The 18,773-nt window shown below is 74.5% G+C and carries 1 protein-coding gene (cut by a window edge); it reads right to left on the bottom strand.

Features of this window, described 5'->3' with window-relative positions; genetic code table 11:
- Nucleotides 1–18,773, bottom strand: the 3' portion of a protein-coding gene (locus JQX11_RS12665) for an L-histidine N(alpha)-methyltransferase (protein ID WP_204925168.1). 229 nt of this gene lie beyond the right edge of the window; the window shows 18,773 of its 19,002 coding nt (coding positions 230–19,002); its start codon lies beyond the right edge, outside the window; it ends in the stop codon at nucleotides 1–3.

Raw genomic sequence — 18,773 nt, forward strand, 5'->3', positions numbered from 1 at the left:
CTAGAACTGGATCTCGAAGAACGGCGCGAGCGACTCCGGGCCGTGGTCGTTCCCGTGGCCGTTGGCCGACGTCGGCACCGGTCCGTCGAACCAGAACCGGCGTCGCCGGTACCGCGGTGGCTCCAGCGGTTCACGCACCCGGGCCTGGCTGTGCGGCGCCTGGCGCACCACCACGTGGGCGTTGGTGCCGCCGAAGCCGAACGAGCTGACCCCGGCCCGGCGTACGCCGTCGCGTCCGGTCCAGTCGCGCAGCTCGCGGACCGGGAACAGTGGTGACCTGTCGAACTCGAAGCGCCGGTTGAGCGTCGCGCAGTGCAGGGTGGGCGGCAGCTGCCCGTGGTGCACGGACAGGACCGTCTTGATCAGGCCGGCGATCCCGGCGGCGCTGAGCGTGTGCCCGATGTTGGTCTTCACGCTCCCCACGCCGCAGAACCCGACCTCGTCCGTGGCACCGCGCAACACCTCGGTCAACGCCTTCAACTCCATCGGATCGCCGATCATGGTGCCGGTGCCGTGCGCCTCGACGTAGCCGAGCAGCGCCGGGGACACGCCGGCGACGGCGAGCGCGGACTCGATGACCTCGCGCTGCGCCCGGGGGTTCGGTGTGGTGATGCCCATGGTGCGGCCGTCGTTGTTGACGGCGCTGCCCTCGATGACCGCGTACACCCGGTCGCCGTCGCGGATCGCGTCCTCGACCCGCTTGAGCAGCAGGACGCCCACGCCCTCACCGAGGACGATGCCGTCGGCCCGCTCGTCGAAGGTGTGGCACCGGCCGGTGGGTGACAGCGCCCCGGCACCACTCATACCGACGAACGGCACCTCGTCGAGCAGGATCTCGACGCCGCCGGCGAGTGCCGTGTCGGTTTCGCCGGCCCGCAGGCTCTGCACGGCGAGGTGCACCGCGACCAGCCCGGAGGAGCAGGCGCTGTCGACGACCATGGCCGGACCGTGCACGTCCAGGTAGTGCGAGAGCTGCGCGGCGATGAAGTTCTGCGCCATGCCGCTGATCGAATGGGTGGTCGCGGCCGTGTGGTGGGCGCCGAAGTTCGCCACCCGGGCACCGGCGAAGACCCCCACCCGGCGGCCGGCCACGTCGGCGGGTGTCAGGCCCGCGTCGGCCAGGCACTCGGCTCCGGCCTCCAGGAACTGGCGCACCAGCGGGTCGACGTGGGCGGCGCCGGCCGGGTCGAGGCGGAAGAACTCCGGGTCGAAGTCCTCGATGGCGTCCAGGAACCCGCCCCACTTGCTGACGGTTCTGCCGGGCTGCTGGACCGGGTGCCAGAAGCGGTCGACGGCCCAGCGGGACGGCGGCACCTCGGTCACCGAGTCCACCCCGCCGACCAGGTTGCGCCAGAAGGTGGCGTGGTCGGGGGCGCCGGGGAAGTGTGCGGCGATGCCCACCACGGCGATCCCCCGCACCTGCGGCGTCCTCGGGGCCGGTTGCGTTCCGCGCCCCGGTTGCGTTCCGCGCCCCGGTTGCGGCCCGTGCCCCGGTTGCGTCCCGCGCTCCGGTTGCGGCTCCGTGGGCACCGGCTCCTGCGGCAGTACGCCGTTCAGGGCGGTGCTCAGCTGGGCGATGGTGGGGTTCTCCAGCAGTACCGACGGCTCGGCGACCACCTGGAGGTCGCGCTCCAGGGCGGCGAGCAGTTGGGCGATCATGATGGAGTCCACGCCGAGGTCGGCGAAATCGGCGTCGGGCGGGATCTGCGCGGCGTCCAGGCGCAACGTCGCCGCGAAGACCTCGGTGAGCCGTCGTACCCCGTGGTCGCCGGAGCGGATCCCGTGCCCCGCCGGCAGCGCCTGGACGGCAGCGGCGGCCGGCGCGGACGGGGTCGCGGCCGCAGACGGGGTGACCTCCAGGAGGGAACGCGCGGCGAACCGGGAGGCGTCCACGACGCACGGCAGCACGACCGGGTCGGGTCCGGCCAGCGCCGCGTCCAGCAGCGCCAGGCCGTCCCGCGGGGCCAGCGCCAGCAGCCCTCGGGCGCGGTAGGTCGGGGTGTCCACCTCCGGCATGCCGGCCGCCTGCCAGCTCGGCCACTGCACCGACCGGAAGACCGGAACCCCCGTGCCGGTGGCGGTCCGATACTCGGCCACCCGGTCCAGCACCGAGTTGGCCAGCGCGTAGTCGCTCATCCCGACGGCCAGGGTGGGCACCTGGCCGGCGACCGACGAGTACAGCACCACGAAGCGCAGCGGGTCGTCCGCGCACGCGTCGAGCACCGCCTGCAGGCCCGTCGTCTTCGGTTCCAGCACCGCGCGCATGTCGGCGGTGCGCTTGCCGATGAACGCGGGGTCGGTCATCACCCCCAGCCCGGCACAGTGCACGAGGCCGGCGATCGGACCCCACTGCCGCCGCACCCGGTCGAGCACCTGCCCGACGCGCTCCAGCGGGGTGCTCTCGATCATCAGGTGCACCCCGGGGCGCTCCAGCGCGGTGAGGTCGCGGAGCCGGGCGGCCAGGTCCGGATCGGTGTCCGCGGCGGCGATCAGGGCCGCCCAGGTCTCCCGGGCGGGCAGTGGCGACTGCCCGAGCAGCACCAGCCGGTCCGCGCCCCGCGCGAGGAGTTCCGCAGCCAGCAGCCGGCCGAGCGCACCGGTTCCGCCAGTGATCACCACCGGTTGACCGGCCAGCGTGGCCGACCATCGGGCCGGTGCCGGAGAGGCGTCCACGGGCCGCAGCACCGGTGTGTACCGGAGGCCGTCGCGCACGCACGCCTCGGTGACCCGATCGGCCGCCGCCAGCTCCGCGGCGACCACGTCGCGCACCACCTCCGGGTCCGTGACATCGACGTCGACGGTACGGGCGGACACGGCGGGGTACTCGGCGGTGAGCATCCGGACCAGACCGGCGAACGCTGCTCCCCGCAGCGTCGGGTTCTCGACGCCGAAGGTCACCAACCCCTGCGTCAGGTGCAGGTAGGCCAGTCCGGTGGTCCGGTTCGCCGCGACCAGCTCCCGGGCCAGCACGATGCGTGCCCAGTCGACGTGCACCTCGGCCACCGCGACCGCGGACAGGTCGACGAGGTCCACCACGACCGTTGCCCGGCCGATCGCGGTGGCGGCCCGTAGGCCGGTCTCCTCCGTGGTGTCGTCCAGCCGGACCACCCGCGCGGTCCCCCCGAACGCCGCCAGCGCGAGCGCCTCGGTCTCGGCACCGACCAGGACCACCGGTGCGTCCGGTGCCGACGCGGACGGCAGCGACGCCGGCTCCCACGCCTTGACCAGCAGCCGCCGGGAATCCTCCGACGCCGGGTCGGACCCGGTGGGAAGCCAGTGTCGTTCCCGCGCGAACGGGTACGTCGGCATCGAGGTGAGGGCAGGTCGATCGGTGCGCAGCGCGACCCAGTCGATGGCCGCGCCGTCCTGCCATAGCCGCGCGATCCGGTCGAGCCGCCCCTCGCGGGCCAGCCGCCGCAGATAGCTGACGCCCTCCGGCTCGGTGAGCCAGTCGTGGTCGCCCGCCACGGTGCCCGCCGCGAGGTCGCCGGCCAGGAACGCGGCGAGCTGGTCCCGCAACTGCGCCACGGACGTGCAGACCAAGGCCAGACGCACCGCCATCGGGACCCGGCCCACCTGCGAGGTGTGGGCCAGCGACGACAGGGCGGGCTGCTGGTCCCCCAGGAACGTCCAGGTCGCTCTGGCGTACCGGTGCAGGGCGGCCTCGTCGCGTGCCGACAGCAGGAACACCTCCGGTCCGGTGTCCGTCGGTGCCGGCGCGGGCGCGGGTGGCTCCTCCAGCACGACGTGGGCATTGACCCCGCCGAAGCCGAACGAGCTGACTCCGGCGCGCAGCGGCACGGGAGTGCCGTCGGTGTCGCGCGGCTCCCACCGGCGGGTCTGCCGGACCGGCTCGAACGGCGTGCCGGTCAGCTCGATCAGCGGGTTGAGCCGGGAGAGGTGCAGCGTCGGCGGAAGCTGTCGGTGCCGCATCGCCAGCACCACCTTGATCACGCCCGCGATGCCCGCGGCGGGTTCCAGGTGCCCGATGTTGCTCTTGACCGTGCCGATGCCGCAGGTGACCGGGGGTCCGACGGCCAGCGTCCGGTGGGCCCGGACCAGGCCGTCGATCTCGACGGGGTCACCGAGTGCGGTGCCGGTGCCGTGCAGCTCGACGTAGGACACCGTCTCGATCGGCACGTCCGCGTCCCGGTACGCCTCGACCAGCAGATCCGCCTGTGCGAGGGGGTTCGGTGAGGTGAGTGACGAGGCGCGGCCACCGTGGTTGACCGCGCTGCCGCGGATGACCGCGTGCACCCGGTCGCCGTCGGCGAGGGCCCGGGACAGCGTCTTGAGGACGACGACGCCGACGCCCTCCCCCTTGACGTACCCGTCGGCCCGCTCGTCGAGCGTCTTGCACCGGCCGTCGGGCGCGAGCACACCGAGCTGGTTGCCGGCGACGACGGTCTGCGGGGACAGCACGAGGCTCACCCCACCGGCGATGGCCAGGTCGCTCTCCCCCGCACGCAACGACCGGACGGCGCGGTGCAGGGCGACCAGCGAGCTGGAGCAGGCGGTGTCGATGCTCTCGCTCGGGCCCCGCAGGTCGAGCAGGTACGAGATGCGGTTGGCCAGCATGGTGCGGGCCAGTCCGGTGCCGGCGTGCGCGTTGACGTGCTCGCCGTTGAGCACCATCGACTCGTAGTCGGTGAACTGCACCCCGGCGAAGACGCACACCCGGCCACCCGCGAGCCGGTCCGGGCGACATCCCGCGTCCTCCAGCGCAGCCCACGTCTGCTCCAGGAACAGGCGGTGCTGCGGGTCGATGACCTGTGCCTCGGCCGGTGAGATGCGGAAGAACAGCGGGTCGAACAGGTCCACGTCGGTCAGGAAGCCACCCCAGCGGGCGGTGCCGCCGAAGCGACGGGCGACCTCCCGCCAGTCCCACCGGTCGGCGGGCGTCTCGGTGATCAGGTCCCGGCCGGCCGCGAGGTGCTGCCAGAAGGATTCCAGGTCGTCGGCGCCGGGCAGCCGCCCGGCGAGGCCGATGATCGCGACCGGCTCGTGGTCGGCCGGTGCCGAGGGGGCGGTCCCGGATACGGGTACGGGTGCGACGACCGGCTCGGGTGCGACCGGGTCGGGTACGGCCGGCGCGCCGGCCGGGGTCGCGGGTAGCTCGGCCGCGAGGTGCGCGGCGAGTTTCGTGATGGTGTTGGCGGCGAACAGCGTCGTGGTCGGCACGGCCACGTCGTAGCGGACGGCCAGCGCCGCGGCCAGGTTCTGCAGGCCGAAGGAGTCCAGGCCGTACTCGCCGAAGCCGGCCTCCGGGTCGAGTGTGGACGGGGCGATCCCGAGGATCCCGCCGACCAACCCGCGGACCTGCCCGACCAGCTCCGGGCCGGGAGCGACATAGGGCCCGGGAGCGACGTCCGGCCCGGGAGCAGCGGGAGCGGCATGCGGTCCTGGAGCAGCGGGAGCGGCATGCGGGTCGGACGACGGCACCGGGTGGCCGTCCTCACGCAGGCGCATCCCGGCCACCAGTTCCCGCATCGCGGCCGGCTCACCGGGCAGGACGGCCACCTGGTCACGGTCGAGGCGCAGCACCAGGTCGAGCACCTGCCCGCCCTCTGCCGCCTCCAGGTAGCGGAAGCCGGTGGCGGCCAGGTAGCGGCGCTCGTCCCCGGCGTCCACGTGCATGCCGCCGGCACGCCACATCGGCCAGTCCACCGACACGGTACGACCACGTCGGCGTCCGGCGCGGCGCTCCCGTTCCCGCGCAGTGGCGAACCCGTCGAGGTACCGGGCACCGACCGCGTAGTCCAGGAGACCGTAGTCACCGAGCTGCCCGGCCAGCGACGAGTAGAGCACGAACACGTCCAGCGGTTGGTCGCGGGTGACCTCGTCGAGAACCACGGTCCCGGTGAGCCGGGCCCGCAGGTGCGCACGGAGCTCGTCGAGGCCCTTGCCGGGCAGCGGGGTGCGCGACACGGTGCCGGCCAGGTGGAAGACCCCGTCGAGGGGGCCCCAGGTGGCGGTCACCTCCGCCACGACACGGGCCATGGCGGCGCGGTCGTCGACGGCCGCCTGGTGGTACGCGACGTCGCCGTGGGCACGCAGCTCCGCCAGTGCTCCGTTCCGCTCGGCGGCCGGCGCGCGGCCGGTCAGCGCGACCCGGGCGCCGCGCGACAGCAGCGTCCGGGTCAGCAGCACGCCGAGGCCGCCCAGACCGCCGGTGATCAGGTAGACGCCACCGTCGCGCAGCGGCGGGGGCAGGACCGGCTCAGCGGGGATCTCGCTGAGCACCCGGACCGTGCGGCCGGTCGCCGACACCCGTACGGCCGGACCCGACAGCCGGTACGCGGCGATCTCGGCGAGCAGTTCGTCGGTACCGGTGGGGCCCTCGACCCGTACGACGCTGACGTTCGTTCCCGGCAGCGCGGCCCGCAACGACACGTCGAACCCGCCCCACGCCTCGGCGTGGGGGCCCTCCGGCACCAGCACCTGGATCCGGGCCGGGGCACGGGTGCCGTGGGCCGTCAGCTCCTTGACGATCCGGAACATCGCCTCGATCCCCAGGTCGTCGCGGCCGGGTGTGAGCAGCGGCCACTGGTGCACGATCCGGGTCGGCGGGTCGGCGAGCAGCCGGGCGTAGTCGTCCTGCTCGCCGGGCCGGATGGTGACCACCGTGCCCTCGTCGCGGTACTCGGCGCCCGCCACGACGTGCACCGCGCCCGGCACCGGCAGGTCACCCAGGACCAGCACCCGGCCCGGGTGCTCCCCGGGCGCCGGGACCGGCTCGTCCCGCCAGGTCGCCGTGAAGTAGCTGATCGGCGGGGCCGTCGTGCCGTCGGTGAACCAGTGCCGTTCCCGCGCGAACGGGTACGTCGGCAGGGACCGCCGACGGGGTCGGTCCACCCACCGGCGACGCCAGTCCACCCGCGCGCCCCGTACCCAGGCGGCAGCCGTCTCGTCGTCGCCGTGGCCGTCGTACGGGTCACCGCCTGCGCCCCGCTCGACCCGCCCGGTGTGCAGACCGGTGGTGTCACCGGCGAGGAACCGACGCAGCGTGGTGACGGCGTGCTCGGCGGAGTCCGTGACGAACGCCAGCCGCTGGGCGTACGCCCCACGCCCCACCTGCAGGGTGTACGCGGTACCCGCCAGGTCGTGCGCCCACCGGTCCGGCCGGTCGGCGAAGGCACGCGCGTACGCCCGCAGCCGGTCGCCGTCCCTGGCGGACAGGACGAACACCACCGGTCCCGCCGGCGGGTGCGGCTGCGCGCCCGGGTACTCCTCGAGCACGACGTGGGCGTTGGCTCCGCCGTACCCGAAGGCGCTCACCCCGGCGCGGCGTGGCACTGCCGGCGCGGGCGGCGGCCACTCCCGCAGCCCCGTCGCCAACTCGAACGGGGTGCCCTCCAGACCCAGGTGCGGGTTCTGCCGCGGCCCGTGCGGGTCGCCGGTGATCCGGCCGTGCCGCAGCGACAGCAGGACCCGCAGCACGGCGGCGATCCCCGCCGCCGGTTCGAGATGGCCGATGGTGTTCTTCAGCGCCCCGAGGGCGCAGTGCGGCCGGGCCGGTGCCTCGTGGCCCCAGTCGCGGTAGAGGTCGGCGAACGCCTCGCGCAACCCGTTGGTCTCGGCGGGGTCACCGATGACGGTGCCGGTGCCGTGCGTCTCCAGGTATCCGATCGTCCGCGGGTCGACCGCCGCCTCCCGGTGCGCCTGTCGGATCACCTCGGCCTGGGCGCGCGGGTTGGGTGCGGTCAACGAGTTGGCCCGGCCGCCGTGGTTCACCGCGCTGCCCCGTAGCACCGCCAGGATCGGGTTGCCGTCGGCCCGGGCCCGGCTGAACCGGGTGAGTACCACGACGCCGACCCCCTCGCCGCGTACGTAGCCGGCCGCGTCGGCGTCGAACGCCCGACCGACACCGTCCGGGCTGAGCATCCCGGCGCGTTCCAGTGAGGCGAAGGTGACCGGGGACAGCATCAGGCTGACACCGGCGACGATGACGGTGCCGCACCGTCCCAGGCGCAGCGCCTCCGCCGCCCGGTGCAGCGCGACGAGCGAACTGGAACAGGCGGTGTCCACCGGTTCGCTGGGACCGTGCAGGTCGAGCTGGTAGGAGATGCGGTTGGCCAGCATCGACGGGGCGAGACCGGTCGACGAGTAGGCGTCGGTGGCGGTACCGGAACGCTGGATCAGCTCGGCGTATTCGGAGGAACCGACGCCCACGAAGAGCCCGGTGTCGGTGCCGGCCAGGTCGCCGGGGTCGATGCCGGCGTCCTCCAGCGCGGCCCACACCGTACGCATCAGCAGCCGCTGCCGCGGGTCCATCCAGCGGGCCTCCCGGGGGGAGATGCCGAAGAACAGCGGGTCGAACCGGTCGACGTCGGCGATGAAACCGGCCCGGGTCACCCGGGTGTGTTCCGGGTGGCCGGCGGGATCGCCGTGGTGCTCCCGCACGTCCCACCGGTCGGCCGGCACGTCGGAGAAGAGGTCCCCGCCACGTTCCAGGTTGGCCCAGAACTCGTCCAGATCGGCGGAGCCCGGCAGCACCCCTGCCATGCCGACGATCACCACCGGATCGTCCGTCCCGGGCGGACCGGACGGATCCGGTGCCGCACTCGGGTCGTCACGGGTGAGCCACTCGGCCAGGGCCGTGGCGGTCGGGGTGGCCAGCAACTGGTCCGGGCCGACCGGCACCCCGAACGCGGCGGCGACGTCACCGGCCAGCCTCAGCAGCGCCAGCGAGTCGAGTCCGTGATCGTGGAACGACGCATCCGGGTCGAGGTCGGTCACCGGATAGCCGCTGATTCCGCTGACCAGTCGCAGCACGGTGTCCAGCGCGGGGCGGCGCGGGCCGGTCGGCCGGCCCGGCACCGGCGTGGCGACCGTCGGCGCGGCGGACCGGATCCAGCAGCGGACCCGCTCGAACGGGTACCCGGGCAGCGACAGCGGCTCCGGTCCGCGGCCGGGCGTCCCCCGCCAGTCGATCACCTCGCCGGCCACCCAGCGGCGTGCGACGTCGCGCGGGTCCGGGCCCGGCGCGACCGGGGGGCCGGGCTCCGCGGTGACCACCCCGGTCCAGCCCGACGACCGCCCGGCGAGGAAGGAGTCGAGCTGGTCGATCAGCTCGTCGGGCCGATGGGCGACCACGGCGAGCCGGTGTGCCATCGCCTCGCGCCCGGTCTGGAGCGTGTAGGCCAGCCGGTCGAGGTCGAGGTCGAGGTCCCCGGCGGCCGGCAGGGCCGCGGCAAGCTGACGCAGGGTCGATCCGCTGTGCACGGCCCCGACGTTCAGGGTGCTGTCCCGCCCGGCCAGCCGCATGATCACGGCGGGGTCCAGGCCGAGTTCGTCGAGCGGCTCGTCGACGGCGGTGACCGGCACCCCGGCGGCCGAGGCGATCTCGGACAGGCCGGGTCCGGCCGCCCCGCCGCGCAACCGGCCCAGCATCCGCTCGACGACGCGGCGCAGCGCCTGCGCGTCGCGCGCCGAAAACGGGAAGACGGCCGGCACCGGTACGACGCCGGAGGGTGATCCGGCCCGGTACTGCTCGACCAGGACGTGCGCGTTGGAGCCGCCGGCGCCGAAGGCGCTGACCCCGGCACGCAGTGGCTGCGGGCCGGTCCACGGTGCCACCTCGCGCTGCACGCGGAACGGGACGCCCGCCCAGTCGACGGCCGGGTTGAGCTCCTCGGCGTGCAGTGACGGCGCGAGTTCCCCCGCCCGCATCTGCAGCAGCACCTTCGTCAGGCCCGCGATGCCCGCCGCGGACTCCAGGTGACCGACGGACGACTTCACCGAGCCGATGGCGATCGATGCGGCGGGGGCGTCGCCGAACACCCGGGTCAGGCCGGCGATCTCGGCGGGATCGCCCAGCGCCGTGCCGGTGCCGTGCGCCTCCACGTACGACACGGTGGCCGGGTCGACACCGGCGGCCCGCAGGGCGCTCGTGACGACCTCGCTCTGGGCGCCCGGGCTGGGTACGGCGTACCCGCCGGTCTTGCCGCCGTGGTTGACGGCGCTGCCGAGGATGACCCCGAGAATGCGGTCACCGTCGCGTTCGGCGGCGGCCAGCGGCTTGAGCAGGACCGCGCCGACGCCCTCGCCGGGGACCATGCCGTCGCCGCCGGCCGCGAAGCTGCGGCACCGCCCGGTGTCGCCGGTGAACCCGCCGGCCGCGAGTTGCCGGTACTTGCGCGGATGCGGGGTGAGGTTCACGCCGCCCACCAGCGCGTAGTCCGCGTTCCCGGCGGCCAGTGCCGTACAGGCGAGATGGATGGCGGTCAGGGACGACGAGCACATGGTGTCGACGGCCAGGCTCGGGCCGTGCAGGTCGAGGACGTACGACACCCGGTTGGCGATCGACGCGTAGCCCATTCCCCCGGCCAGCCCGCGCTCGTCCTCCAGGAGCTGGTAGTGGCCGTACATGACGCCGACGTAGACGCCCACCCGGCTGCCCCGGAGCCGGCCGTGCGGATATCCGGCGTCCTCCAGGGTGTGCCAGGCGGTCTGCAGGAACAGTCTCTCCTGCGGGTCGGTCAGTTCCGCCTCACGCATCGACATCTGGAAGAACCGCGGGTCGAACTCGTCGATGTGGTCGAGGAAGCCACCCCACCGGCTGACCGGTCTGCCGTCCACCTCGGAGACCGCCGACGGATCCCAGCGGTCGGCCGGTACCTCGCGGACGCAGTCCCGGCCGGCCCGCAGGTTGGCCCAGAACGTGTCGACGTCGTCGGCGAGCGGGTACCGGCCGGCCATGCCGATCACGGCGATCCGGGTGTCCGGCGTCGGCGTCGGCCGCTCGGCGGGCTCGACCGTCGCCGCCGGCATGGACGGTGCCGACGGACCGACCACCGGCACGGGCGGGGGTTCGGCGGGCAGCAGGCCCCTGACGCTCTGCGGGTACCGCTCGACCAGGTGGTCGGCGACCTCGCGGATGGTCGGACGCTCGAACAGCAGGGTGGCCGGCAGGTCCCCCATCCGCTCGGCGAGCAGGTCGGCGATGCGGGGCACGGTCAACGAGTCGACCCCGAAGTTCTCGTACGTCTCGTCCAGCCACAGCCGGTCGCGGGGCACCTGGAGGACCTGGACGAACGCGTCCTTGACGTACTCGCGGGCGGCCTCGACGAGCCGCTGCGCGTCGCCGGGGCGCGGCGGCGACCCGGCTGTCGCCTCGCGGTCGGGCTCGGCCAGCGGCTGCGCGGCGGCGGGGCTCGGCTGCGACACCGCCGGCACGGGCGTCGCCGCAGCCGGGCCGGTGGCCGCGACGACGACGTGCTGGGTGAGCGCCCGGTCGGCGGGGAGGGCCCGGCTGCGGGCGAACCCGGCCAGCTCGAGCGCGGTGCGCCAGCCGGCCCCGGACAGCAGGGGGGATCCGGGCAGGCGCAGGCCGGTGTCGCGGTGCAGCCACCAGCCGTCGAGCAGGCCGAAGGTGAGCGTCGTGGTGACGGCGTTGCTGCTGGCCTCGTTGAGCACCAGGTGTCCGCCCGGTTTGAGTAGCGCCGCGACCGCGCGCAGGGTGTGCAGCAGGTCCGGGGTGGCGTGCAGGACGTTGGCGGCCACCACGAGATCCGCCTCGCCGGGCGGGAATCCCTGCGCGGCCGGGTCGCCGGAGATGTCGAGTCGTTGGAAGCGCACCGTCGGGTAGCGCTCGGCGAACCGCTGCCGGCCGTGTTGCAGGAACGCGGGCGAGATGTCGGTGTACACGTAGGTCAGATCCCTGCCGCTGGCGGTCAGGGCGGGCAGCAGGCTCGCGGTGGTGCCACCGGTCCCGGCCCCGATCTCGACGACCGTGACCGGTCCGCCCAGCCGGCCGATCCGGTCCAGCGCCGCGGCCACCACGAGTTCGTTGGCACGGTCGACGACGGGGCTGCCCCGGTAGGCGTCCTCCACCAACGCCGTGGACCCGCCGGGGAACATCACCTCGGTGGCGCGCACGCTGCCCCTCAGCACCCCGAACAGGTCGCGCATGCAGGGCCTCAGCAGGCGGTCGATGCGGTTCAGTGCCGGCTGGCGCGCGCAGAGTGCGATCAGCTCGTTCTCCGGGTCCACCGGGGCCGGCCGGTTCGTGGGCACCAGCGCGGTGCCGTCGTCGTGCAGGAAGCCGGCCGCGGTGAGCACCCGCAGCAGTTCGGCGAAGAGCCGGGACTGCCCGTCGGCGATCCGCAGCCGTCGCTGGACGTCGACGGCGGTCCACCGCTCGTTGTCGCTGCGGAACACGCCCTCGTCGCGGAACAGCTCCCACAGCCAGCCGGTCACGATTGCGTCCAGCGACGCCTGGTCGGCGTCGGTCAACAGCGGCGCGACCGGTGCCAGGGCAGCCGCCGACGGTGCCAGTTCGTCGTCGCCGGCCGGGTCCCCGGGCCGCTCGACCCCGGCGGCGGCCAGCACACCGGCGTCCGCCTTGATCACCACGACCTGCCGGTCGGTACGACCCAGCACGTCGTGCACCGCCGCCATGCCCTCCGCCGGGGTGATCGACCGGATTCCGGTCCGGGCCAGCTGCTCCCGGTACCGTTCGTCCGCGACGATGCCCACGGTGCCCCAGTAACCCCAGTTGATGACGGCCGAACGGGCGGGCAGGACGCCGTCGAGGTGCTGGGCGAACGCGTCCTCGAACGTCGATCCGGCGGCGTAGTTGGCCTGCCCGGCGCTGCCCGACAGCGCCACCGCGGAGGAGAAGAACAGCACGAAGTCGAGCCCGGCGGCGGTTCCGATGGCGTGGTGCAGGGCCACCGAGGTCCGCGTCTTGGCGTCGAGAACGGTCCGGAAGGTCTCCTCGGTCATCGTGGCGACGATCTGGTCACGCAGCACGATGGTGGCGTGCACGACCCCGTGCAACGCGCCGTGCCGGGTCCGGACAGCCGTGACCACGTCGGCGAGTGCCGCCGGGTCGGTGGCGTCGGCCCTGCGGTACGACACCAGCTCGCCGGCCGGGTCCAGGCGGCGCAGTCGTTCCCGGCGTCCGTCGTCCAGCTCGCTGCGGCCGACCAGCACCACCCTCGCCCGGTAGCCGCGTACCAGCCATTCGGTGAGCTCCAGGCCGATACCTCCGGCACCGCCGAGGATCAGGTAGACGCCCCCGTGGCGGATCGCCTCGCGGGGGGCAGCGGCGGTGACGGGGACCAGGCTCCGCCGGTGCAGGACACCGGCGCGCAGGGCGTACGGGCCGCCGGCGGGCACGTCGAGGACGTCGGCGGACAGGGGATCGGTCGACGAGCGGTCGACCACCGCCACCCGCCAGCGCGGGTGTTCCCGGGCCAGGGAGAGGGCCAGTCCGTGCAGGCTCGCCGCGTAGGGGTTGCCGACCGGTTCCGGGCCGGTGCTCAGGGCGTCCTCGGTGACCACGGTGAGCCGTACCGGTGCGCCCGACCGCTGTAACGCCTTGGCGACGCGGAACAGGGCCAGGACGCCGTGCTCCTGGGCGCGGTCGAGGGCGGCGAGGTCGTCGGTGCGGCCGGCGGCCGGGCCGGAGAGCACGACCACGTGGCCCGGCCGTCCGGCCGGCACGACGGAACCGTCGGCGCCGATGTCGGTGACCGCACCGCCGAGCCGGGCGGCGAGGACGGCGGCGAGCGGCGCGGCGGCGGGAGGACCGATCAGCCAGGTGTCCGCGTCGTCCACGGTCAGGGGCTCGGCCGGAGTCGGGGACCAGCGGGGTACGTACATCAGGTCGTCCACCGCCGGCCCGGCCACGGCGGACCCGGCACGGGACGCCCGCGCCCCGGGAGCCGGGCGCAGGGCCAGGTCACGCAGGCGAACGCAGACGCCGCCGGCCCGGTCGGTCAGGGTCAGGTCGTACCGGTCCGGGCCGACGGCCCGGACGTGGGCGTACACCTGGTCCGGTAGGGGCGCGAAGACCTCGGCGGCGGCGAGCGCGAACGGCACCATCGCCGGTCCGTCGGTGGGGTCGCGCAGCACCGCGAACGTGTGCAGTGCACCGTCGAGCAGGGCGGGCGGCAGCGCGCAGCCGGCGAGCGGGGCGGCCTCGGTGGGCAGGCGCAGGCTGGCCAGCGCCTCCCCGGTGCCCGAGACGATCCATTCGACGGCTCGTAGGGCGGGGCCGTAGACCAGGCCGGCGGCGGCGAGGTCGGCGTAGACGGCCGCCCCGTCGTGCCGGTGCGGCAGGGCCGTCCGGATCCGCTCGACCGCGACGGGCTCCGGCACGACGCCGGTCAGTGTCTCGACGCCCCCCTCGGCCACCAGGTCACCGGCGTCGTCGAGCAGGGAGAAGACCAGGCCGGTGCCGTCGCTGCGCAGCCGGGTCGCGAGGCGGCGGGTGGCATCGGCGACCACGAAGGGGCGCAGCCAGCGGACATCGCGCAGGCGGACCGGCACCGGGTGGCCGACGGTCGCGGCGGCCGCCCGGGCCATCTCCAGGACCGCCGCGGCGGGAAGCAGGCGCATGTCGCCGACGCGGTGTCCGTCGATCAGCGGATGCCCGGGTGGGAACGTGGTTCGGTAGGTCAGCCCGGTCATGCTGCCGGCCGGATCGATCGCGCCCAGCAGCGGGTGCGTGGGCGGGCCGGCCGTCGGCGGCGCCCAGGTCTGCTCGGTGATCCAGCAGCGCAGTTCCTCGAACGGGTATCCGGGCAGCGGCAGCCGCCGACCGGTGCCGCCCCAGTCGACTGTCGCGCCGGCGGTCCAGGCCGCCGCCAGGTCCGGAAGGTCCGTGGCGGCCGGAACGACGGCGCGGGCGGCGTTGCGGCCACGGACGCTACCCGTCCACACGCCGTCTCCGGTGCCCGCGCGCAGCCGGTCGACCAGCTCGTCCGCCGTCGAGGCGAGCACCACCATGCGGTCGGCCCATGCCTCGCGTCCCTGTTGCAGGGTGTACGCCACGTCGGCGAGCCGGTCGGCGGGACCGTCGGCCACGGCGTCGGCGAGCCGCCCGGCCAGCAGCCGCAGGCTTTCCGGCGTACGGGCCGACAGCGGGAAGAGCCGGGGGCGCGGCGCGACGGCCGCAGAGGGCTCGGGGAGGTGTTCCTCGACCACCAGGTGGGCGTTGGCTCCGCCCGCGCCGAACGAGCTGATGCCGGCGCGGCGCGGCCGCCCATCCGGGCGGGGCCAGGGGGCCACCTCGGTCTGCACCCGCAGCGGCGTGGAGGCAAAGTCGATGTTCGGGTTCACCGGGTCCGCGTGCAACGACGGTACGAGTTCCCCGTGCCGGATCTGCAGGAGCACCTTGCAGAGTCCGGCCATCCCGGAGGCCGACTCGAGGTGGCCGATGTTGGATTTCACCGAGCCGATCGGCAGGCTGTCCCGGGGCAGGCCGGAGGCGTCCAGAGCGCGGGCCAGCGCCCGGATCTCCACCGGGTCGCCGAGGGCGGTACCGGTGCCGTGCGCCTCCAGGTAACCGAGCGAGGCGGCCGTGACCCCGGCCTCGGTCAGCGCCCGCTCCACGAGGTCGCTCTGGGCGACCGGGTTGGGCACGGTGAAACCGTTGGTCCTGCCGCCGTGGTTGACGGAGGTACCGAGGATGACGCCGTGGATGTGGTCGCCGTCCCGGATGGCGGCCGACAGCGGTCTGAGCAGCACCACGCCCACGCCCTCGCCGGGCACGTAGCCGTCACCGTCCGCACCGAAGCTGCGGCACCGGCCGTCGCTGGAGGTGAAGCCGCCCTGGCCGAGGAACCGGTACTTGTAGGGGTGGACGTGCAGGTTGACACCCCCGGCGAAGGCCATCTCGGTCTCACCGGAGCGCAGGTCGCGGACGGCGAGGTGGATGGCGGTCAGCGAGGAGGAGCACATGGTGTCCACCCCGAGGCTGGGACCGGTCAGGCCCAGGGTGTACGAGACGCGGTTGGCGATGGACGCGTGCGACGACGCGCCGATCCGGCCGTCGGCGGCCTCGTGGAGCTGGTAGAGGCCGTACATGGCGCCGGCGTAGACCCCGACGCGGCGGCCCCGCAGGCCGGCCCGGGTGTGTCCGGCGTTTTCCATGGCGTGCCAGGCGGTCTGGAGGAACAGCCGCTCCTGTGGGTCGATAATCTCCGCCTCTCGCGGGGAGATGCCGAAGAAGAGCGGGTCGAAGCGGTCGATGCCCCGCAGGAAGCTGCCCCACCGGCTGTACCGGGCCGCCCGGTCGGCCGGGGTGGCCTGGTCGTAGTCACGCCAGTCCCAGCGGTCCGCCGGGATCTCGGTGATCAGGTCGCGGCCGGCCCGCAGGTTCGCCCAGAACTCGTCGAGGGTGTCGGATTCGGCGAACCTGGCCGCGACGCCGACGATCGCGATGGGCTCCGGCTGCGGGGATCCGGGTGCGGCGGGGTCGGGTTGCGGGGCTGTCACCGCGGCCGGGACCGCCGGCGGCTCCGGTGCCGGGGGTGTCGTCGGGGCGAGTTCGGTCAGGCGGGTGCCGTGCTGCTCGGCGAACCAGCCGGCGAGGCCGCGCAGGTCCTGGTACTCGAAGAAGAGGGTCTTCGGCAGCGATCCGAAGTGGTCCTCGAGCCGCCGGGTCAGGTCCATGATCAGCAGCGAGTCGATGCCGTACTGCTCGAACGCGGTGTCCGCGTCGATGTCCTCCGGCGGATAGTCGAAGACCTCGGCCAGCACGCCCCGCAGGAACTCCTCGGCGACCGCGGTGACCGCAGCGGTGGCGTCGGCCGGCGTCGCCGCCGGGACCGGTGCCGCTGCCGGGACCGGTGCCGCTGCCGGGACCGGTGCCGGCGCGTCGAGCAGCTGCCGGATGCGGTCCAGCTCCCCGTGCGCGACCAGGACGTGATCACCGTCGTGGCCCAACGCCCTGTCCCAGGCGGCCAGGGCGGCCACGGTCGGCAGTGGACGCAACCCGGAGCGGCGGACGATACGGTCCTGCGTGGCGTCGTCGGCGTCCATCCGGATCCCGCCGTCGGCCCACAGCGACCACAGCACGCTGAGACTGCGGCCGGGCCGGTCGCTGTCGCGTCGCCAGGCGGTGAACGCGTCGAGGAAGCGGTTGGCGTAGGCGTAGTCGGCCTGTCCCGGGCTGCCCGCCCCGGACATCGAGGAGAAGCAGACGAAGAAGTCGAGCGGGTCCGTGGCCGTCGCCCGGTCCAGGGCGAGCGTGCCGTGGACCTTGGGCCCCAGCACCGCGGCGATCTCCTCGTCGGTCTTGCGCAGGAGGAACGAGTCACGGGTGACGCCGGCCAGGTGCAGCACCCCCCGCAACGGCCCGAACGTCTCACGGACCCGCTCGACCAACCGCTCGGCCGCGCCCGGCGCGCCCAGGTCGCAGGACAGGTAGTGCACGTCGATCCCGGCGGCACGCAGGACGCTCAGGTCGGCGTCGGCGGACCGCCCGGTCAGCACGTACCGCGCCGATGGCCCCAGGTGGGTGACCATGTGTCGGCCGATCACACCGGCGCCGCCGGTGACCAGCACCGTCCCGTGCGGCGTCAGCGGCGTCGGGGCGGGTGCCGGGACGATCGGCTCCCACCGGGCCACCTGCCGGCCGCCGGCGGCGTACCGGACCCGGAACTCGTGTTCGGCGGCGGCCTCCCCGGCGGCGACCGCCCGCAGGTCGGCGTCGTCGGTGTTGATCACCGCGACCCGGAAGTCCGGATGCTCGTTGGCGATGCTGCGCGCCATGCCGTCCAGGGCCAGCAGGCGGGCGTCGGTGGCCGCACCGGACGGTCGGAACACGTGCAGCACCCGGACCGGCCGTCGGCTCGGCTGCGCGGCCCAGGCCCGGAAGAGCCGGATCAGGCCGGGTAGCGGGTCGTCGTCGCCGAGGCGGACCACCACCAGCGGATCGAGGCTCGGGAAGGGGCTGTCCGAGCCGGGGTCCAGCACCACGGTGCGCCCCGCCGGGACAGCGGGGCGCAGCGGGGCGTCCCGCCACCGTTGGGCCAGCAGGTGGGTGGCCACCGCGTCGGCCTGGTCCCTGACCGCGCGGGTGACGACACCGTGCAGCCGGACGGCGACGCGGCCGTCGGCGGCGGCGAGGGCGATGTCGTGTCCCGTACCGGTGGCGACGGCGTGGACGTACCCGTGCTCCGGCAGCGGCCCGAGGATCTCCACCCGGTCGATGGAGAAGGGCAGCTCGCGCGGGCGCGGGGCGGACGGGTCGGCGGCGGTCCAGAGCGCCGCCTGCAGCATCGCGTCCAGCAGGGAGGGGTGCAGGGTGAAGTCCTCGAACGGCAGGTCGGCGGCGTCCGGCACGCCGACCTCGGCCAGCGCCTCGCCGGGGGTGAAACGGATCCCGCGTAACCCGCGCAGGCTCGGTCCGTACCCGCCGCCGAGCGCGGTGAAGACCGCGTAGCAGTCGTCCGCCGAGGCGGTGCGGGGCAGGCGGGCACGCACCGCGGTCAGGTCGAGGCGGGCCGCCGTCGCGACGTCGTCGAAGCGCAGGGTCCCGGTCGAGCACAGCTCCCCGTCCCGGGTGCCGTCGACGCGGCGCAGCTCGTAGGCGACGCCGTCGGGGGCGGGCACCAGTCGCACCCGTATCCGGACCGGCTCGCCGGTGAGCACCACCGGTCGGGCCCAGATGACGTTCTCGACGCCCGTCGCGGTGCCGTGCCCGGCCCGGGCGGCGGCGTCGACGGCGAATTCGAGGGCGACGACGGCGGGCAGGATGCGCACCTGGCCCAGGGCGTGGTCGCGCAGGTAGAACTCGTCGCCGGTGAGGGTCCGCTCGGCCGGGTCGGCGGCGAGGGTGGCCGGCGGGTCGATCCAGTACCGGTGGGTGACCGGCGGCGGCTGCGGTAGTGACAGCCGGACCGGTCGCCGGCCCGTGGGGTGTGGCCGGGCGATCGCGGCACCCGCGACCCACAGCCTGGCAGCCTCGTGCAGGTCGCCGGTCACGACCGGCTCACCGGTGGTGCGCGTGGCCGTGCCGGTGACGGTCCCCGTGC

Source organism: Micromonospora humida (assembly GCF_016901255.1).
Lineage (GTDB): Bacteria > Actinomycetota > Actinomycetes > Mycobacteriales > Micromonosporaceae > Micromonospora > Micromonospora wenchangensis.